17 protein-coding genes are annotated in these 19014 nt (G+C 60.8%); 12 read left to right on the forward strand and 5 right to left on the reverse strand.

The genetic code is table 11. The annotated features are described in order from the left end of the window. Window positions 1-7: 7 nt before the first annotated feature. Window positions 8-1189: a CaiB/BaiF CoA transferase family protein gene (locus tag M1E10_RS01115; protein WP_499173183.1), complete on the forward strand. Its 1182-nt coding sequence runs from the start codon at window positions 8-10 to the stop codon at window positions 1187-1189. 11 nt (window positions 1190-1200) lie between these two features. On the opposite strand, the gene M1E10_RS01120 is transcribed toward M1E10_RS01115, so the two are convergent. Next, window positions 1201-2184 carry an NAD(P)H-quinone oxidoreductase gene (locus M1E10_RS01120; protein WP_499173184.1) on the reverse strand — a complete coding sequence of 328 codons (984 nt, stop codon included), beginning with the start codon at window positions 2182-2184 and terminating at the stop codon, window positions 1201-1203. Window positions 2185-2455: 271 nt separating this feature from the next. Here M1E10_RS01120 and M1E10_RS01125 point away from each other — a divergent pair, with 271 nt between their 5' ends. The 3 genes from M1E10_RS01125 (at window position 2456) to M1E10_RS01135 (ending at window position 5914) form a co-directional block, all read left to right on the forward strand. Beyond that, complete coding sequence (locus M1E10_RS01125) at window positions 2456-4105, forward strand: thiamine pyrophosphate-binding protein (RefSeq protein WP_499173185.1); 1650 nt, start codon at window positions 2456-2458, stop codon at window positions 4103-4105. A 59-nt stretch (window positions 4106-4164) separates the two neighbouring features. Next, window positions 4165-5115: a Bug family tripartite tricarboxylate transporter substrate binding protein gene (locus tag M1E10_RS01130; protein WP_499173186.1), complete on the forward strand. Its 951-nt coding sequence runs from the start codon at window positions 4165-4167 to the stop codon at window positions 5113-5115. Window positions 5116-5188: 73 nt separating this feature from the next. Continuing rightward, window positions 5189-5914, forward strand: a complete 726-nt coding sequence (locus M1E10_RS01135; RefSeq protein WP_499173187.1) for an RraA family protein — start codon at window positions 5189-5191, stop codon at window positions 5912-5914. A gap of 32 nt (window positions 5915-5946) precedes the next feature. On the opposite strand, the gene M1E10_RS01140 is transcribed toward M1E10_RS01135, so the two are convergent. Beyond that, window positions 5947-6831, reverse strand: a complete 885-nt coding sequence (locus M1E10_RS01140) for an IclR family transcriptional regulator (protein ID WP_499173188.1) — start codon at window positions 6829-6831, stop codon at window positions 5947-5949. Window positions 6832-6863: 32 nt separating this feature from the next. On the opposite strand from M1E10_RS01140, the gene M1E10_RS01145 reads away from it, so the two are divergent. The 8 genes from M1E10_RS01145 to M1E10_RS01180 all read left to right on the forward strand — a co-directional run bounded on the left by M1E10_RS01145 (window position 6864) and on the right by M1E10_RS01180 (window position 15998). Beyond that, a complete protein-coding gene (locus M1E10_RS01145; protein WP_499173189.1) occupies window positions 6864-8048 on the forward strand; it encodes an acyl-CoA dehydrogenase family protein in 1185 nt (394 codons plus the stop codon). 1 nt (window position 8049) lies between these two features. Then, a complete protein-coding gene (locus tag M1E10_RS01150; protein WP_499173190.1) occupies window positions 8050-8823 on the forward strand; it encodes an enoyl-CoA hydratase/isomerase family protein in 774 nt (257 codons plus the stop codon). Window position 8824: 1 nt separating this feature from the next. Beyond that, window positions 8825-10018, forward strand: coding sequence for a CaiB/BaiF CoA transferase family protein (locus M1E10_RS01155; protein WP_499173191.1), 1194 nt, complete (start codon window positions 8825-8827; stop codon window positions 10016-10018). Then, entirely contained in the window at window positions 10018-11142 is a 1125-nt protein-coding gene (locus M1E10_RS01160) for a thiolase family protein (RefSeq protein ID WP_499173192.1), read from the forward strand. Before M1E10_RS01155 ends, M1E10_RS01160 begins: the two co-directional genes overlap by 1 nt. Beyond that, window positions 11139-11546: a Zn-ribbon domain-containing OB-fold protein gene (locus M1E10_RS01165; RefSeq protein ID WP_499173193.1), complete on the forward strand. Its 408-nt coding sequence runs from the start codon at window positions 11139-11141 to the stop codon at window positions 11544-11546. The genes M1E10_RS01160 and M1E10_RS01165 overlap by 4 nt, the downstream gene beginning before the upstream one ends. Window positions 11547-11621: 75 nt before the next feature. Next, window positions 11622-12068, forward strand: coding sequence for a tripartite tricarboxylate transporter TctB family protein (locus M1E10_RS01170; RefSeq protein ID WP_499173194.1), 447 nt, complete (start codon window positions 11622-11624; stop codon window positions 12066-12068). Continuing rightward, window positions 12068-13567 carry a tripartite tricarboxylate transporter permease gene (locus tag M1E10_RS01175; RefSeq protein WP_499173195.1) on the forward strand — a complete coding sequence of 500 codons (1500 nt, stop codon included), beginning with the start codon at window positions 12068-12070 and terminating at the stop codon, window positions 13565-13567. Before M1E10_RS01170 ends, M1E10_RS01175 begins: the two co-directional genes overlap by 1 nt. Before the next feature lie 310 nt (window positions 13568-13877). After that, a complete protein-coding gene (locus M1E10_RS01180; protein WP_499173196.1) occupies window positions 13878-15998 on the forward strand; it encodes a putative bifunctional diguanylate cyclase/phosphodiesterase in 2121 nt (706 codons plus the stop codon). A gap of 655 nt (window positions 15999-16653) precedes the next feature. Here M1E10_RS01180 and M1E10_RS01185 read toward each other — a convergent pair. The 3 genes from M1E10_RS01185 to M1E10_RS01195 all read right to left on the reverse strand — a co-directional run bounded on the left by M1E10_RS01185 (window position 16654) and on the right by M1E10_RS01195 (window position 19008). Further along, the gene (locus tag M1E10_RS01185; RefSeq protein WP_499173197.1) at window positions 16654-16944 is read right to left on the reverse strand and encodes a hypothetical protein; all 291 of its coding nucleotides are present in this window, start codon (window positions 16942-16944) and stop codon (window positions 16654-16656) included. A gap of 189 nt (window positions 16945-17133) precedes the next feature. Further along, complete coding sequence (locus M1E10_RS01190) at window positions 17134-18063, reverse strand: amino acid ABC transporter substrate-binding protein (protein WP_499173198.1); 930 nt, start codon at window positions 18061-18063, stop codon at window positions 17134-17136. A gap of 12 nt (window positions 18064-18075) precedes the next feature. Next, window positions 18076-19008 carry an amino acid ABC transporter substrate-binding protein gene (locus M1E10_RS01195; protein WP_499173199.1) on the reverse strand — a complete coding sequence of 311 codons (933 nt, stop codon included), beginning with the start codon at window positions 19006-19008 and terminating at the stop codon, window positions 18076-18078. Window positions 19009-19014 lie beyond the last annotated feature (6 nt).

The following is a 19014-nucleotide window of genomic DNA, read 5'->3' on the forward strand; positions in this document are numbered from 1 at the left end:
TCGTCCCTTGCAAAGGATACGTGTCCTTGACCTGACCAACGTCCTCTCCGGGCCGCTCGCCTGCTATCAGCTGGCCGCTCTTGGAGCCGATGTCATCAAGGTTGAGCCGGTCGGGCAGGGGGATCTGGCGCGGCAATTGGGTGATGATGTCGGTCTGAACCACGCCCGGATGGGAGCTTCATTTTTGGCCCAGAACGCCGGAAAGAGATCCCTCACGCTGAACCTGAAGTCGCAAGAGGGCGTGGAGATCTTCCTCAAGCTGATGAAGACGGCCGATGTGGTCGTCGAAAACTTCCGTCCTGGCGTGATGGATCGACTGGGACTGGGATATCAGCGCCTCAAGGCGGAAAAGCCAGACCTGATTTATTGTGCCATCTCCGGCTTTGGCCAGACCGGTCCCCTGAGCGACCGCCCCGCTTATGACCAGATCATACAAGGGGCGGCCGGGATCATGTCTGTCACCGGGGAAAGTGCTGAACGGCCGCTGCGTGTGGGATATCCGGTCGCCGACTCCATCGGAGGACTGACGGCTGCCATGGCAATCTGTGGGGCGCTCGTATCGCCCAGTCGCGGCGCCTTCATCGATGTCTCGATGATGAGTTCAGTCTTGGCGACAATGGGATGGGCCGTTTCCAACTGGCTCACCGCCGCAACGGTACCGCGCCCGATCGGAAACGAGAATTCGACGTCTGCTCCATCGGGCGCTTTTCGCTGCGAGGACGGGCTTCTCAATGTCACGGCGAACAAACAGGAGCAGTGGGAAGCGCTCGCGCAGTACCTGGGGCTTGGCGAGATGATCAAGGACGAGCGCTTTCGCACCCGCGACGACAGGAAAAGGAACAGAGCTATGCTTCTTCCGCTGATCGACGCCAAACTGGCGGAGCGCAACGTAGCGGAATGCGCAAAAGACCTTACGGCCCTGGATGTCCCGGCGGGGGAAGTGCTGACCGTCCCGCAGGCTTTGGCCCATCCCCAGACGGTCGCACGACAGCAGATTGCCGAGTATGAGGGGATATTGGACGAGGGGCGAAGCCTGCAGGTGCTGAGGCCGGGATTCATGGTCGATGAAGAGCCGGTTGCCACCGGTCTTGCCCCTCCACGTCTTGGCGCCCATAACCAGGACGTGCTTTCGGATCTGGGCTTTACGGCAGATGAGATTGAGTCTCTCCAGGCTCGCGGCGTGATCTGAACGGGCTCATCTCATCGCGCGGTGTCCTCGACACGCAACATGACTTTGCCGATATGAACGCCTTCGTCCATATACCGGTGGGCCTCTTGAACGGTCTCCAGCGTATAGACACGGTCGATGACGGGGCGCAGCGTTTGGCTGACTTGTGGCCAGATCCGATCACGGATGTCTTTTGCGAGGAGAACTTTCTTTGCAAGCGGATAGGCCCGCAGCAGCGCACCCGTGATACGGGCCCGTTTGGCCATGATGTCATTGAGGGGCACTTGGAAGTCCGGGGCGGCTGTAGATAGATGCACGACACGACCGTCGCAGGCCAATGCGGCAAGGTTCCGGCCGGCATAGAGGCCTCCGACGGTGTCGAGGATGACGTCGACGCCGCGCCCGCCGGTCAGCGTCTGTATCTCCTCGACAAAATCCCGGGTGCGATAGTTGATGGCGCTAAGGGCACCTCGTTTGATACAATGCTGACATTTCTCCTCTGAACCCGCCGTCACCACGACGTTTGCCCCCAATTGCTTGGCGAAGGGTATCCCTGCCATTCCGATGCCGCTGGTGCCACCATGGATCAGCAGCCACTCGCCCGGCTGCAGATGTGCCAGAGCCACCAGATTGAGCTGCAGCGTAAAGAGCGCTTCGGGCAGGGCCGCAGCCTCCACGGCACTGAGATCCTCTGGCCAGTCAAAGACAAGCTCGGTATCGGCGAGGACATAGTCTGCGTATCCCCCGCCATCAACCAGGGCTGCCACGCGTCGGTTGATCAGCGCTCCATTACCGTCCGGGCCTTCAGCGACGACATGACCCGACACTTCCAGACCAAGGATGTCCGTACTTGCGGAGGGGCCATGCCCGCGGCTGCGTTGATTGAGATCGTGCCGGTTGATCCCGGCGGCTGCAACGCGGATCAGAACCTGTTGTTTTGCAGGGGATGGGATCTTGCGCGTCACGAGTTCCAGAACCTCGGGTCCTCCGGCTTTAACAGGTATAACGGCTCTCATAGTGATCGTCCTCCTCCAGCAACGGGTACCGCGCAGCTACCGAAAAATGGCCCAACCAGACGTCAGGCTTTCAGGAGCAAAAGTCAGGCTTCGAGCCGTGCCCGATGAGGCAGGATGCCCGGACCGACACCTTTCATAGCGCGCTGCAATACATCACTATCTGACATATCGCAGCGCAAAGCGATACATCAAGTTGATTTTAAACCTGGGGTGCCGTAGGTAGTCGACAGGGAGAAGGTTGAAAAACCGGCGCAGCAGGGAGGCCAGCGCATTGTCCGAAGCAAGAATCTATGAGGTTGCAGCGCGCGCTTTTCACGCCGAGGGCGTGAAGGTCCTGTTCAGTCTCACCGGCGACGGAAACATGCATTGGGAAGCGGCGCTTGCTGCCCTTCCCGATGTGCGAAGCTTTCATGTCCGACATGAGCATGCGGCCTGCGCAATGGCGACAGCCTATGCTCGGGCAAGTGGGGACGTCGGTGTCGCCTCGGTGACCTGTGGCCCTGGCCTGACACAGATCATGACCGCCCTCGCGACGGCGGTTCAGGCGCGGATCCCTCTGGTTTTGCTGGCCGGTGAGGCGCCGATCCACGCGACCTGGTACAACCAGTATATTGACCAGGCCCCGTTGGTGACGGCGACCGGTGCAGTCTATCTCGCGGCGCGGTCAAACACTGTGGTGCTAAGCCGCATCCAGGAGGCCTTTATAACGGCGCGCACCCGTCAGGTTCCGGTCGTGCTCGGACTGCCACTGGACGTCCAGCAGGAGCTTGTCAGTGACAGCCACTATGTTCCCTCCCGCGACCTGTTGCCCCCAACAGTTGCATTTGGCCCAAGCACAGCCCTGACCCAAAAGGTTGTGGAGCGGATCAAGAATGCCCGCCGGGTGATCGTGCTGGCGGGCCGCGGCGCGCTCGGCGCCGTCCAGGAATGCCAGCAGCTTGCAGAACGTGTCGATGGTGGGCTGGCGGCCACCTTACCGGCCAGGGGAATTTTCAACGGTGACCGTCGGGATCTTGGGATTGCCGGGGGCTTTGCGCATGAGGCGGCCCGGGAAGCCTTTTTGCAAGCCGACCTCGTCATTGCCGTGGGAACCAGCCTGACGCGTCACACGAGTGATCTCAACACGCTGTTTAAACCTGAACAAGTGATCCAGATCGACAATGACCCGGTGTTTTTCAAGCACGGACAGGTTCCCGCTTCACTGCATGTGGTCGCCGATGCGCGCTTGGCGCTGCAGGCAATCTTGGCGCAGCTTGAGGCGGACGATCGTGCGGCTTCCCCATGGAACATTGCATCTGTCTCGAGACGTGTGTCGAGCGAACCGGCAGACACGGCCGAGTATCCCGAGCCGCTTGATGCGCTCGACCCGAGGGATGTCGTCTCGCACCTTGACGCCGCCTTGCCGAAGGATTGGGCCATGGTCAGTGCTGCGGGCCATCAGTCCTATTTTGCGTCGCATTTCTACGGCCGGGACGCGAAAGACTTCCTTACCATCCGCGAGTTTGGCGCAATTGGAAACGGCTTGTCCTATGCCATCGGTCGTGCCGCTTATCGTCCGGAGCAACCCGTCGTATTGATCGAAGGCGATGGCGGTTTCCTGATGCATGTCCAGGAACTCGAGACGCTGGTTCGCTGCGGCCTTAAAATCCTAATCATCATTTTCAACGACGGTGCCTATGGATCGGAGATCCACAAGCTTCGCGCCGACGGAATTTCCGAGCAGGGAGCAATCTTTGGTTTCGGAAACCTCGCATCGGTTGCGCAAGGCTTCGGCCTTGCAGGCCACGTCGTCACCAATCCTGCTCAATTCCCGGACCTGAGGCGCTCCTTTGAGGAGGGGAGCGGTTCTGCACTTTGGGATGTGCGGATATCTGATCGGGTCATGGCTCCGACCATGCGTCGGCAGACACGACGCCAATAGCATCAGACACAGACGGCGAAGATTGTCTTCGACGACTACAAAAACGGGAGGAAATGCACATGAAAATTCTGTCTACCATCCTGATGACGCTCGGCTTGTCGACCACGGCCGCGATCGCGCAAGAATTTCCCAGCCAGACCGTCACCATCGTCGTCCCCTACAGCCCGTCTGGCTCGGCCGATCCGGTGGCGCGCTATATTGCCGGTGAACTGCAGGAGAAGTGGGGGCAGTCGGTTATCATCGACAACCGCCCCGGGGCCGGATCGACGATTGGAACCGCCTATGTCTCCCAAGCGCCGGCAGACGGGTACACCATCCTTTTGACGACCTCGGCCTATACCACCGCCCCGGCTGTCTATGATGATTTGCCCTATGATCCGCTCGCCATGGTGCCGGTCGCCATGCCGTCAAAGTCGCAGTTCGTCATCACCGTCGGGTCGCAGGTAAAGGCGACGACAGTTGAGGAGCTGGTGGAGGAATCCAAGTCTCGGGATCTCTTTCTGGCGACCGCGGGCCTTGGGAGCTCGACGCATTTTGCCGGCGAGTTGTTCACGGCCGCGACGGGAACCAAGGTGGAGCCTGTCCACTACAAGGGCGGCTCTGAGGCCATGGTGGATCTGATGGGCGGGCGGGCCGACATTTATGCCGGCTCAATGACGGCAGTCCTTGGGAGCGTCAAAGGCGGCCAGATACGGGCTCTGGCCGTTATGGGTGACGAGCGGGGCGGCGCGTTGCCGGATGTGCCTTCGACGGAAGAGCTTGGCATTACGGGCGCAAGCTCTGGCTTCTGGCTTGGGGTCTTTGCACCGGCCGGCACGCCCGATGACATCGTTCAAAAGCTGAACAAGGACATCGTCGCAGTCCTGTCTGACGAAGACGGCAAAGCGTTTCTCGCCAGGCTCGACTCCACCGGCGTCGCGATCAGTCCGACCGAGTTCAAGGAACTGGTAACGTCGGAGATCGAGCAGTGGAAGACGCTCGCCAAAGAGCGCGGTATCTCTGCCGAATAACCCAAGCGTTGGGCCGGGGCCAGGCAACGGCCCCGGTTCTCCAATTGCCAAAGTTTCTAAGACAGGGTGCTTCATGAAACGCCTCACGGGAAAGATCGATGCCGAGCATATCCGCTTGGCGACGGTGCCACGCGCACCGCAAGGGATCATCGAACGGATCCGAGCCATTGGCTGCGATAGCAGCCTCATCTCCGACGCCATGGACTATCTGGGGCTATTCGGAGCCTTGCCAGCTTCCCTCTATCGCCCCACGATCAGCGGGGCAGCGGTCGTCGGCACGGCAACAACGGTACGAAATCGCATGTCCGCATCCGTGCCGACGCCGCATGAGCGCGCCCGTTCCGGCAAGAACGGCATGGCGGAAATGGAAGCCCACAACCAGGCAAGCGACGGCGACATTCTTGTCATCGAGGGTGTCGAAGGTCTCTCCAATATGGGAGGCATTTCAGCACTGATCGCCAAGCGGCAGGGGATCGTCGCTGCGATCGTCCGGGGCGGCATCCGTGATGTCGGCTATTCCCGGGAGGTCGAATTCCCGCTGTGGTCGACAGAAATCAGTCCAGTGACCGGCAAGTGGAGGCTGGAAACGGTGGAAATCAATGCGCCTGTTCAACTGCATGGGATCGGCATCCATCCTGGCGACATCATTGTCGCCGACGATACCGGTGTCTGCGTCATTCCCCGCAGCAGGGCCGAGGAGATCGTTGGTCTGGCTGAAGATCAGCATGCGCTTGAAGCGGCGCGTATCCAGGCGGTTGAGAGCGGCGCCCATATCGCCGACCTGCCGGGAAAGCCCTAAAAATGAGCCTTAAGTCCCGACAAAATCAAAGCTTAGGAAGGCGTCATTTCCGCCGCGTTGCGGAAAACTGTTCCGCCCAGACTGATCGTCGCTTCCTCGGCCAGTTCCACCACCTTTGCTCCCATGGATGCAAAAGCCTGAGGCGGCAATTCATCCTCTCCGGCAGTGAGAACGATGGAGCCGAACGGCAGCGGACCATCTGCCCAGACGGGAGCCGCAACGGAATTGCGACCTTTTCTTACGCCGCCCTGCGAGACCGCGTACCGGTTCTGGCGCACCTCCCGGGTGATGGCCTCGATCACGTCGGGCGAGACGCCTTTATAGGGCATGTAGCCGGTCCAGTCGGTGGCATCTCGGGTCAGGGCCTGGCGCATCGTCTGAGGCAGGTAGGACAGGATAGCCTTGCCGGACGCCGTCGCCGGAAGCGGGATCTTGGTTCCCAGTTCCGCCGAGTGTGGTGGGCTCCTGACACCCTCGACGCGTTCGAAATACGTGACGAAGGGGAAAGCCAGCCGGGCGAAGAAACAGGTATATCGCGTCGCCTGACTGCCCAGACGCAGCGTTGGCCGCAGAAGCCGGCGCGCGCTGTTGTCGGCGATCGAGCGCATCCCAAGTTCCCACAAACAAATGGTCAACTGGTACTTTCGGCTGCCTTTCGGCTGCTCTGCATAACCCCCGGCGACAAGCGCATTGAGATGGCGCTGGACAGCACTCTGGTTCATGTCAAGGCTGCGCGCGAGGTCCAGAAGCCCGCGCGGCTCGGAGCTGTGCGCGAGCGCCTCGAGCACCTTCAGGCCCTTTCCCAAAGTCTGAGACATCGTTTTACCCCAAATTCCCTGTGGCGGCTTCGTCACCGGGTCCCAATAAATCACATAATGACACAGCGCCTCTATAGGTGACGCGCCTTTCTTGTTCAACTGTGTCTTTGGACGCTAAGGATCACTAACAGATGACAACGATTGCAATGGCAGTGTCAGGCGCGGATCCGTCCCTGTCGGGCGCGTGGGAACTCCCTGACCATTTCGTCATGCTGCGCGACACCATTCGCCGCTTCATGACGGAGGAAGTCCGTCCCGTGGAAGAGCGGCAACCGCACGATTGCTACGCGCTTCCGCAGCCTGAACTGGACGCCCTCCGCGCCAAGGCGAAAAATGCCGGTCTGTGGTGCATGGCATCGCCGGAAGCCTACGGCGGCGGCGGCCTTGGGCTTCTGGGACAAGTCATCGTGGCAGAAGAAGCTGCAAAGTGCCGCATGGGCGCTTACGTCCCCGCCTGCGGCGCATTCGGCATCGACCCTCCTTCGGTCATCTGGCTGGGGACAGAGGAACAACGCCGAAGATATGGGATCGCGGGGATTTCCGGCGGCAAGAAGAACTTTGTCGCGATCTCAGAGGCGGCAGGCGGATCCGATCCAGCGCGCAAAATCGAGACCACAGCCGTGCGTGATGGCGAGAATTTTATCATCAATGGCACCAAGCTGTGGATCACCGGAGCCGACAAGGCGGACTGGGGCATCGTGTTCGCCAAGGGTGAAAAGGGCATTTCCGCCTTCATCATCGACCGGGAATCGCCAGGCATCACCTGTCGCGAAATCGGTGTCATTCGCTCCTACGCCCCTTACGAGGTGCATTTTGACAACGTGCGCGTGCCGGCCGCAAACATCTTGGGAATTGAAGGCAAGGGCTTCGACATCTGCCAGTCTTGGCTGGTGCACGCGCGGGTTCCTTACTCGGCGGCGGTGATTGGGATTGCCCAGGCGGCACTTGATATCGCCATCGACTATGCCCGACAGCGCCACGTCCACAAATCGCTCCTCTCGGACAAACAGTCGATTCAATGGATGATCGCCGACAGCGAAATGGAGCTGCGCGCGGCGCGCCTGCTGGTCTGGCAGGCCGCCTGGAACGGTGATCTCGGTCGCGACATCAAGACGGATGCATCGATCGCCAAGGTTGTCTCCACGGAAACCGCCGGTCGCGTCGTCGACCGCTGCATCCAGATATTGGGTGCCATGGGTGTTGCCCGGGAAATGCCACTGGAGCGCTGGTACCGCGAACTCCGCATCAAACGCATTGGTGAAGGACCCTCTGAAGTTCATCGGATGGTTCTCGCTCGCGAACTCCTGAGGAGATGACATGTCGATAGATCTTGATATTCACGAGGGTGTGGCCACCGTCAGGATCAACCGCGCAGAGAAGCGAAACGCTCTCGATGCGGAGCACTACGAGGGGCTTTCTGCAGCCTGGTCCGAGGTGCGCGACAATCCCGACATCCGCGTCGCCATCATCACCGGCGCAGGAGAGAAGGCGTTTTGTGCCGGCGCAGACCTGAAAAGCTGGATCGGCCGTGACCAGCCGCTCTCAGACATGTGGCTAACCCAGAAGGGGCAGTTGCTCAACCGCGGCCTGGAAGTCTGGAAGCCGGTGATTGCTGCGGTCAACGGTGTCTGTGTCGGTGGTGGGACCACCCTTCTGCTTGGGACTGATCTGCGCATCGCTGTGCCGGAGGCGACCTTCGGGCTGACCGAGGTGAAGCGCGGCATTATTGCCGCCAATGGCGGGACCCAGCGGGTGATGCGCCAACTGCCCTACGCCGTGGCGATGGAGATGCTGCTTCTGGGGGAGACCATGGATGCCGAGACTGCCTTGCGCTGGGGGTTCATCAACCGCATCGTTTCCCGCGATCACTTGATGCCCGCCGCACAGGAAATGGCGGCGCGCATCGGCGACAATGCGCCGCTCGCGGTTCAGGCCGCCAAGGAGCTTGCCGTACGATCCTTCGAGATGAACATGGCCGAGGGTTTACGTTTCGAGCAGTTCGTCAACCGCATCCTGTCGCAGTCCAACGATTGCGTCGCCGCGCGTGAGGCCTTCGCCGAAAAGCGCAAACCGGTGTTCAAGGGTGAATGATATGCAGTCTGGATTGCCACTTGCCGGCATCCGCGTCCTGGATCTGACGCAGATCTACAATGGCCCCTATGCCACCTTCCTGATGGCTATGGCCGGCGCTGAAGTGATCAAGGTGGAACCGATCGGCGGTGAGTATCTGCGTCGACGCGATGCCTCCTCCGGAGCGGCCATGCCCTTTGCCATGCTCAACGCTTGCAAGGAATCAATTTCGCTCAATCTGAAGTCGGCACGCGGGCGCGAGATGTTTCTCGAACTGGTGCAGACGGCAGATGTCGTTGCGGAGAACTATTCCCCTGGGGTCATGGATCGGCTGGGCATCGGCTGGGAGGTTTTGCGCGAGATCAACCCGCGACTGATCTTTGCCAGCGGCTCGGGCTACGGTCAGGACGGCGCCTATCATGACATGATGGCGATGGACCTTACGGTTCAGGCCATGTCCGGCCTCATGAGCGTCACCGGCCAGCCTGACGGCCCGCCCATGAAATCAGGCGCGGCGGTCTGTGACTTCGGAGGCGGCGTCCATCTCTACGGTGCCATCATGACCGCGCTCTATGAACGAACCAAGACCGGCAAGGGTGGTCGCATCGACGTCGCCATGATCGATACCGTCTTCATGATGATGGCGTCCAATATCGGCATGCTGTTTGGCGCGCGCAAGGATATCCCCTTGCGGACCGGCAATCGTCACGGAGGCCTGAGCCTCAGTCCCTATAGTGTCTATCCGACCAAGGACGGACACATCGCAATCATCTGTAACAATGACAAACACTGGCAGGCGCTGTGCGCCTGCATGGATCGCCAGGACCTGGTGAGCGATGAAAGGTCTCACAGCAACCGCGCCCGCGTCGATAACATGGCCTTCGTCGATACGGTCATCACCGAATTCTCAAGCCTCTATGCGACCGCAGACCTGGCTGACAGACTGCGCCTTGGCAAAGTCCCAAGCGCGCCGGTCAGGCCACTGCCTGAGGTGATGGACGATCCTGCCTTGCATGAGCGTGGCCTGCTCCAGCGGGTCGACCATCCGCAGTTCGGCGAGGTGAGCTTGCCGCGCTCGCCCATACGGCTTGGTGGTGCGGCCCAGGCGGAATACCGCGTTAATCCGGAATATGGCGCCGACAATGCGCGCATCTACGCCAAGCTGGGCATCGGCCCGGCGGAGATCGAAGCACTGCAAGCAGAGGGGATCATTTGATGCGCGGCAAAGTCTCGATTACCGGCACGGGCCATACCGCATGGGGCAAACATCCCGGACGTGATCGCGTCGCATTGATCGTCGAAGCGGCATCCAAGGCCATTGCTGACGCAGGGCTTGAAAAGGACGAGATCGACGCGGTTCTGGTCAAGCAGGCAAATTCGGCGCCCGGTATCCTCTATGGACAAAAGGTGGCGGAGGCTTTGGGGCTGCAGCCGTCGATCGGGCTCAATCTTGACCAGGGTGGGGCGGCCTGCACCTCCCTGCTGCAATACGGATCACTCGCCATCGAAGCGGGCATGATAAAAAATGCCTTGATCGTTTACGGCGATACGCCGCGCACAGGGTCACGGGCGGCGTTGCACCGCCCGCGCGGCGACGATGCCATCATGGGTTGGTACTCCGTTGCTGCCGGCTACGCGATGATCCATCAGGCCTATCTGCAGCACTATGACAGCCGACCGGAGGAATTCGGGATCATCGCCGTTCAGGCCCGTGCCCACGGCGCCGCCAATCCTCACGCACATCTGCGTCTGCCGCTGACAATGGACCAGTACCTTAACGCGGATCAGTTGATCGAACCACTGCGAAAAGATGACTGCTGCCTCGTTTCCGACGGCGCTGCGGCCATCGTGATCGGCGCGACGTCTGCAGCACGCGACGCCGCTCGGGCCGTGCCGCTTCTGGGGATGGGGCAGGGGCAGGAGAGTTGGGAGGTGCATCTGCGCCCCGATCTCTTGCGCACGAAGGCGCAGGATTCAGCAAACATGGCGTTTAGCATGGCCGGCATCAGGCGCGAGGACATCAGCTTTGCCCAGATCTATGACTGCTTCACCGTGACGGTTCTCCAGACGTTGGAGGACTACGGGCTGGCCCCGCGCGGGGCGGCCGGAAAGAAGGCTTTGGCAGAGGGTATTGGCCTCGATGGCTGGCTACCGCTCAATACCTCCGGCGGATTGTTGTCGGAATCGGGGACCCCGGGCCTACAGTTGATCATCGAAGCCGTCCGCCAGATGCGGGGCGAGGCGACCCTTCAGATCGACAATCCAAAATACGGTCTGATCTCAAATCAGGGAGGCACCATGCACACGCACGCGACCATTATCGTAGGAGCGCCATCATGAGCTTGCCCCTTCCGGAGATCACCGACGTCAACCGACCCTATTGGGAGGGTTTGACGGCAGGCCATTTGCGTTACCAGCACTGCAGGCATTGCGGCAACAACTGGCTGCCGGCGCGCGAGCATTGCCCGCAGTGTCTGTCGGCGGGACCCGATTGGCAGACAGCCTCGGGCAAAGGGTCCATCGTCTCTTGGATCGTCTACCGGCACGCCTATGCGCCGCATCTGGTAGACCGTCTGCCCTACGACGTTACCATCGTCCAACTGGCCGAGGGGCCGCGGATTCTCACCAATATCGTCAACGGAGACGCAGGCAAGAAGTTGACAATGGGCGCCGCCGTCGAACTGGCAATCGAAGTGGAGGAGGGGCAGAGCCTTCCTCGATTCCGTTTGGTGAAGACGGATTGATCCACAGGCAGTCGTCCGGATGGGAGCCGGGCGATCCGTCAGACGCCTTTCTTGAGGGGCAACAGGGAGGAACCAATGGTGAAGATTGACAAGACGGACCTGCTGTCGGGCATCGTCGTCCTCACGATCAGCGGCTATTTCGCCTATGGGGCGCTCGATTACCGGTTGGGGACCGTCTCGCGCATGGGCCCTGGGATGGTGCCGTTTGCGCTTGGCTTGCTCGGCATGACGCTTGGCGCTGCGATCATTATCACCTCTCTGGGCAGGGCGGGAGCACTTGAGGCTTTCAGATGGCGCATCGTATTGCCCATTGCCGCTGCAATCGCTGCTTTTGCGGTTCTTCTTCACAATACGGGCCTTCTGCCCGCCGCCTTTTTTGCTGCTCTTATCGCAACGCTGGCGTCGGAAAAATCGCGCCTCCTGCCCTCAGCGCTTCTCAGCGCCATGGTCACCGTCTTTGCCTGGCTGTCGTTCGTGGTGCTGCTGGGCCTGCCAATTCCTGCCTTTAGGAGCCCCTTCTAATGGACATCTTAAATAATGTCGCCATCGGGTTCGAAACGGCATTCAGCCTGACGAACTTGTTTTACTGCTTCGTCGGCGTGTTTCTCGGCACCTTGCTCGGGGCGTTACCGGGCATTGGCGCGCTGGCAGCCGTTTCGATGCTGCTGCCGCTGACGATCGGGCTGGACGCGACGACGGCATTGGTGATGCTGGCGGGTGTCTATTACGGATCCGAATACGGCGGGTCGACTGCGTCAATCCTGCTCAATCTTCCCGGGACGCCGACCAATGCGATTACCTGCCTCGATGGCTATCCGATGGCCAAACAGGGCCGGGCGGGCGTTGCGCTGTTTGCAACAACCGTGGCGTCCTTCTTTGGCGGCTCCGTGGGCATTGTCCTCCTCTATACGCTCGCTCCTTTCCTGGCGACATGGGCCATCGCCTTCGGTCCCTCGGAATATTTCGCATTGATGGTCCTGGGTCTGGTCGCGGCAGCCGTCACCCAAGATGCGCCTCTAAAGGGACTGTCCATGGTAATATTAGGCATGCTTCTCGGGACGGTCGGAACCGACGTCGACAGCGGCGTGGCGCGATATCACTTCGGGCTGTTTGAACTGCGCGACGGCATCAGCTTCATCGCGCTTGCCATGGGCATTTTCGGGGTGACCGAAATCCTCCACTCTCTGCGGGATATTTCCGGCACACCGCAGGTGCAAAATGTGACCCTGCGTTCGATGATGCCGACCAAGGACGAGTGGAAGCGTTCGCGAATGGCGACGGTGCGCGGCACGCTGATCGGCAGTGCGTTTGGCGCCCTGCCTGGGATTGGCTCCACCATTGCAACGATTATCGGCTATGCGGTGGAAAAGCGCATCGCAAAAGATCCCTCAAGGTTTGGAAAAGGAGCGATTGAAGGGATCGTTTCCCCCGAAGCTGCAAACAATGCCGGTGCACAGACAGCCTTCATCCCGACGCTCTCCTTGGGCATCCCTGGAAGTGCGACCATGGCGGTAATGCTGGGCACATTGATCATGAACGGCATCGCCCCTGGCCCCCAGTTGATGGTGACCCATCCTGAAGTGGTCTGGGGACTGGCCGCCAGTTTTTGGATCGGCAATGTTCTGCTGCTCGTTTTGAACATTCCGCTGATCGGCCTCTGGGTGCGTCTCCTGAGAGTGCCATATCACCTTCTCTATCCCGCGATCATCGTCCTGATCTGCATCGGGGCCTACACGATCAGATCGAGCACCTTCGACATCATGTTGGTTTTGCTGTTTGGTGTCTTCGGTTACTGCCTGCGCCTGCTGCGGTTCCAGCTGGCACCGGTGTTGATCGGGTTCATATTGGGCCCGATGATCGAGGAGAACTTCCGGCGTGCCATGCTGTTTGCCCGAGGCGATGTGACTGAGATTCTGGCACGCCCGCTGAGTGGGATAGCGCTGGCGATTTGCTTGGTGTTGATCATTTGGGCCGTCTATAGAAGCATACGGCCTAAGCCACTCGTGAGGCTTGACGGCTGATTTTCGGCTGCCAAACAGCCCCTGCAGTTCGGCCTCGGGCTGGTGCGAAACTGAGCGTGTGGCGGGCGTCTAATGCCTATTAACGGTGACCTCATAGCCTCATCCTTGCGGGCAACGCGTCGGCAGGCGCTCTTGCTTCTCGCCACCATGCAGCTTGCCGCCAGCCAAATTTAAGGATGCGGTAACGGTGCCGGTTGGCCGCCGCTTAACCACCCATGTTTTAGAACGTAGGCAGATGCAAATGTTCGGTGTTGGTATGGCTTCTATCCTTCGTTCGCGGGTCTTTCTCTGTCTAGGATTCCCGCTGCTGGTGTCTCTCCTGGCAGGATGTCTGGTTCTGACCGCCCTACTGTGGGCGGCAACCGAAAGCGATGCCGTGGCCGCCAAGCGCCAGCAGGACCTCGTCAACCTGATCGTGTCGAAGCTGCAGAGCGGTGTGGCTCACGATCAGGAAAGCGCAACCGTCTGGGACGACGCGGTGCTGAAGACGGCAGAGGCTGACGGCGAATGGATGGAGATCAACCTGGGAAACTGGATGAACTCCTATTTCGGTCATGATGCGCTTTTTGTCCTTCACCCAAAGGGCAAGCCTTTCTACCATTATCTCGCGGATACGGCCGGCGCCACCGAGCTAGCGCAATACCAGGATGCTTATGCGCCGCTTGCGGCGCGGCTGCGGGCCCGGCTGTTGGCCGGCGACGACACCGGGGTAACGGACAAGGTGCTGACGATTGGCGAAAGCGATCTGGCCGTGGTCGGTGACCGGCCGGCGATTGTCAGCGTCAAGCCGATCGTCTCCGACACCGGTGAGATCGCGCAAGATGCCGGAAGCGAAAACCTCCACGTCGCCGTTCGTTTTCTCGATGGCAGTCTTACCGCCATGACCGGGGCCGAATATCAGCTGGCCGATCTGCACTTCTCCTGGATACCGTCGCGCAAGGAGGGACATGCACAGGTGCCGCTGACTGCCCGCAACGGTGCTGTGGTCGGCTATCTCACCTGGCAGCCCTTCCAACCGGGGACAACCGTCCTGAAGGCGACGGTCCCGGCCATGGTAGTCGCCGTGACAGGGATTTTCGCCGCCTTCGTCGCGCTCGGCTCGCTGCTGTTGCGCCGGTCCGCGCGGTTGGCAGCCAGCCGCGATGAACTCCAACACCTGGCGCACCACGATGCTTTGACTGGGCTGCTGAACCGCGCCGGTTTTGGCGCCACGCTCTCCAAACGCCTCTCAGCATCGTCGGTGGACCAGCCCCATGCGGTGTTGTTTCTTGATCTCGATCGCTTCAAACAGGTCAACGACACCTTCGGGCATCCCGTCGGCGACCGGTTGATCGTTCAGGTCGCTGAACGGCTGCGGCGTGCGCTGGGCCCGGTGGCCATCGGCAGGATCGGTGGCGACGAGTTTACGGTGCTGCTGCAGGATGCCACGGAGCAGCAGGTCGCCACGATCTGCGAAGACTTGGTGACCGCCCTGGGTGTACCGTTCGAGCTCGATGATACCCTGGTCCAGATCGGCGCCAGTATCGGAGCGGTGCTGGTCACCGGCTCAGCTGACGCCACCGAGATCGTCCGCCGCGCCGATATCGCCCTTTACCACGCCAAAGCCGCCGGGCGAGGCCGCTTTGCGATCTTCGGAAAACACATGGATGAGGTGTTGCAGGCCCGCCGGGAGCTGGAGCGTGATCTGCGCGCGGCGGTGCAGAACCGGGTCCAGATCGAAACCGTCTATCAACCGGTCTATGATGCCGTCTCACAGAAGCTGAGTGGCGTCGAAGCCCTGGCCCGCTGGCGCCATCCGCAAAAAGGCGTCATCGGTCCCGACGTCTTCATCCCGCTGGCGGAAGAACTGGGGCTGATCCAGTCTCTCGGCCAGATCGTGCTGCGCAACGCCTGCGAGACCGTCGCGCGCTACGGAGACCTGAAGCTTGCCATCAATGCGTCGCTTCTGGAGCTCCACACGGCATCCTATCCGATCCACATCCTTTCCACCCTGGCGCAGTTCCAGATCGACCCGCAGCGACTGGAGATCGAGATCACCGAAAGCCTGCAGCTGGACGGCAGCCGGATCAGCGAGAGAGCAATCGCGGTCCTGCGGCAGGCCGGGGTGCGCTTCGCCATCGACGATTTCGGAGCCGGTTATTCCTCCTTCGGGCGTTTGCAGGATCTGCATGTCGACCGGATCAAGATTGACAAGTCGTTCATCGATGCGCTGGGACAGACCGGCAGTGGCGCGGTTGTCGAGGCGATGATCTCGATGGCGCATGCCAAGGGGCTGCAGACGACCGCCGAAGGGGTCGAGACGGAGGAGCAGAGCACGCTCCTGCGCCTAGCCGGCTGCGACCAGCTGCAAGGATATCTGCTGTCACGACCATTGCCCGGCGAGGCGCTGCATCGACTGCTCGGGGGCGAAGCGGTCGCCGCCGTCGCATGAGCGGTGCCTCCTGAGGAGGGGAGGGGGCGGGTTACGACCTTCCAGTCCCGGCTGTTGGTCGACTATTCACGGCAGAAATTAGGACGAAAGTCTGAGGCCTGTGAGGGATAGGTCTGATGGTCCCTTTGCACTGGAACGGCAAAGCCGCTCCGGTCTTTTGTTACCGTAATTTTGAGATGGAGGTCTTCATGGATAACAGTGTTTATCAGGCGCGTTGGATCCTGCTGCCATTGCTGGGCTGCTTTATCGGCGTGCTGGGTCTCGGCGTCCTGGCTGCCGGCTGACCTTGAGCCCAATTCCTGCGCTCCCCGTCCCTTCTGGCGCAGAACTTTCCCGCCGACCCCTGCTGGTCGGCGGGCTTTTTCCTGGAGGCAACGCCGATGTCTCGGTGTTGTCGGTAACCTCAAGCCCGACCATCGCCCAGCGGCGGATCATCCGACGACAACGGCGAGGACGAACCGCGGATACAGCTCCCCCTCTTCCACCGGCGAGGCTCTCGGGAGGTTTCCGGTGAGGACGAGACACCTATCTGGTCGAAAAATCGTCAGCAGTTTCGATCGGAGATTCGCATCCACTGAGATAGCCGAAGGATTGAACGCGCCACCCGCTCGACGCCTGCCCAGACCGGCGGGCTGATCGAGAGGTCTGCCCAAGATCACAAAGCTTGTCTGCCGAAGATCTTGTCGATGGCAAGTTCAATGGCAAGCCGTTTGGGCTCAGGGCAGGGACTGGAGCGAGCCGTCGGATCTACCCTGTTGTGGGCCAACCGCGTGGTCAAACCTCTGTCGGCCAGGACATGTGTAATCCATTGGCTTTCAGCCATGAAACCTGCCGTTGCCAGAACTTCTGTCTTGATCCGCCGGTAGAGCGCCACAGCTGAAACCTCCTGGTCTGCGGGAGAAACACAGCGTTGTCGTTTACCCGCTTGAAGCAGATGGACAGTCATCACCTCTCAGTCCGCGCCTGCCATCTAGACTACTGGTGCGAACTGCAACTGAAAAGGATTCGCCGCGAATTTGCCAGTGCGGCCACGCCGTCCGTCCGATCGGGGCCAGGCGGTCCCCAAGGCAGTCGGTCCAGAGCCGGTGCGGCCGAGCCTGCGCCTGACTGGATCCGATCGTAGGTGACCCTGAGATCAGTCCCCTGTTTCTTCCCGCGGCTGTTCGAGTGCCTGCTGCAGACGAGGGCTCATCGGCTGGCGCAGGTCGACGCTGTGAGGGGGAATCGGCGCCTCGAACCAGCGGCGATAGATCTCCACCATCTTCGGGTCACGGTAGATCTGCGTCAGCGCGGCGTTGACTGCTTCCTTGAATGCGTCATCGCCGAGCCGCATCATGAACCCGTAAGGTTGAACCGCAGACACCAATTCGCTCGACAGCGAAAAATCCTGCGGCCGGCTGCTTTCCGCGATCATCGCGCTCAACAGGACGTCGTCCATGGCAAAGGCCGACACCTGCCCGTTCGCCACCAGATCAAACGCCGCTTGCAATCCATCGGCGGGGACGATCGAGAGATTCAGTGCCCTGTCGCGGTTGAGCTCGTTGATCTGCCCGACATTGACGGTGCCGAGCGCGACGCTGAGGCTGCGCCCACGCAGATCGTCGAGCGTTTGCAGGCCGTGACGGGTGAGCGAGACATAACGGGTTGAGGCGTAGAAGTGGCTCAGCGCAAAGGCGGCGCTGCGGCGGCGCTCGTCGCTGTTGGTGCTGGCATTGCATTCGATGTCGATCTTGCCGTCGTTGAGCAGTTGAACGCGATTGCGCGGCGTGCGGTGGACGTACTCGATTCCAAGGCGCGGCAGCCCCAGCTGGGCACGCAATATTTCGGAGACTTGCTTGCAGAGATCGATCGAGTAGCCGACCACCTGACCATCGGGCAGCCTATAGGAGAAGGGCGCGGTGTCCCCATAGCCGATGCGGATGCGGCCGGTGTCGCGGATGCGCTCCAGTGTCGAGGGCACCGTTGCAGGCTGGTTACCAGGCCCGACTGCCAGGGCCTGGGTCGTGCAGAAGATCACTGTGACTGACGCGATCGTGCGAAAAAGAGTCTTGAGGCTGAGCGGCATCACGGCCTCCTTCTACGGTTGGTAGGATTTCGGATTGTCGAACACACCCTGAAGCTCGGCGGAGACGGGCAGGTTGAGGTTCTTTCCGTCCGGTGGGATCGGCGCGTTGAACCATTTGTCGTAGATCTGGCGGATTTCGCCGCTGCTGTAGAGCTCCTCCAGGGCCGCGTCGACGACGGCATGAAAGGGTGCATCATCTTTCGGCACGAGGATGCCGTAAGGCTCTGGTGGGCCGAATGTCTCTGATGAGATGGTATAGGCCTGCGGATCTGCCGAGGAGGCTACCAGCGCCGCCAGGAGAATACCGTCCATGACAAAGGCGGAAGCGCGTCCGGCTTCGACCAGAGCGAAAGCCTGAGGATGGGCCTTGGCCAACATGACCGAGATGTTAAGGCTCTTGGCGCGATTGAGCGCCTGCAGCTGCTCGATGTTGACAGTGCCGGTGGTGGAGGCGACCGAGCGGCCGGCCAGGGACTGGATCGTCTCCAGGCCGTCCTTCTTTTTCGACACGAAACGGGTGGCGGTGATGAAATGGGGATAGGAGAAATCGACCAGCTTGCGCCGTTCCTCGGTATTGGTGGTGGTGGTGCATTCCAGGTCGACAGCGCCGGATTTGACCAGCACGAAGCGGGTCGCGGCAGAGGAGGGGACATAGGTTATCGTGAGCTCGTCCAGTCCGAGCTCGATCCTGATCTTCTCGGCGATGCGTTGGCAAAGCTCCGTCGAGTAGCCAATCACAGTGCCATCAGGACCGCGATAGGAGAAGGGCACGGCATCCTCGCGGTGGCCGATGGTTACCGTCTTAGTCTGGGCGATCCTGGCCAGCGCCCCTTCGGCCGCGGCAACTGGCCAGGCGGTACTCGCCAGAAGCGCCGCGCCGAGGAGACCGACTATCCGGCGTCGCCTCTCCCCAAGCGAAAGGTACCCATTCCGCATGCTTTCCATCTGCTG

This window comes from Rhizobium sp. PK7-22 (assembly GCF_056530405.1).

Bases quoted from the DNA above. Each gene is read 5' to 3' on its own strand.
- M1E10_RS01190 (WP_499173198.1), bottom strand. From the start codon at position 18,063: ATGCCGCTCAGCCTCAAGACTCTTTTTCGCACGATCGCGTCAGTCACA.
- M1E10_RS01150 (WP_499173190.1), top strand. From the start codon at position 8,050: ATGTCGATAGATCTTGATATTCACGAGGGTGTGGCCACCGTCAGGATC.
- M1E10_RS01160 (WP_499173192.1), top strand. From the start codon at position 10,018: ATGCGCGGCAAAGTCTCGATTACCGGCACGGGCCATACCGCATGGGGC.
- M1E10_RS01195 (WP_499173199.1), bottom strand. From the start codon at position 19,008: ATGGAAAGCATGCGGAATGGGTACCTTTCGCTTGGGGAGAGGCGACGC.
- M1E10_RS01120 (WP_499173184.1), bottom strand. From the start codon at position 2,184: ATGAGAGCCGTTATACCTGTTAAAGCCGGAGGACCCGAGGTTCTGGAA.
- M1E10_RS01130 (WP_499173186.1), top strand. From the start codon at position 4,165: ATGAAAATTCTGTCTACCATCCTGATGACGCTCGGCTTGTCGACCACG.
- M1E10_RS01175 (WP_499173195.1), top strand. From the start codon at position 12,068: ATGGACATCTTAAATAATGTCGCCATCGGGTTCGAAACGGCATTCAGC.
- M1E10_RS01145 (WP_499173189.1), top strand. From the start codon at position 6,864: ATGACAACGATTGCAATGGCAGTGTCAGGCGCGGATCCGTCCCTGTCG.
- M1E10_RS01170 (WP_499173194.1), top strand. From the start codon at position 11,622: ATGGTGAAGATTGACAAGACGGACCTGCTGTCGGGCATCGTCGTCCTC.
- M1E10_RS01155 (WP_499173191.1), top strand. From the start codon at position 8,825: ATGCAGTCTGGATTGCCACTTGCCGGCATCCGCGTCCTGGATCTGACG.
- M1E10_RS01165 (WP_499173193.1), top strand. From the start codon at position 11,139: ATGAGCTTGCCCCTTCCGGAGATCACCGACGTCAACCGACCCTATTGG.
- M1E10_RS01135 (WP_499173187.1), top strand. From the start codon at position 5,189: ATGAAACGCCTCACGGGAAAGATCGATGCCGAGCATATCCGCTTGGCG.
- M1E10_RS01185 (WP_499173197.1), bottom strand. From the start codon at position 16,944: ATGACTGTCCATCTGCTTCAAGCGGGTAAACGACAACGCTGTGTTTCT.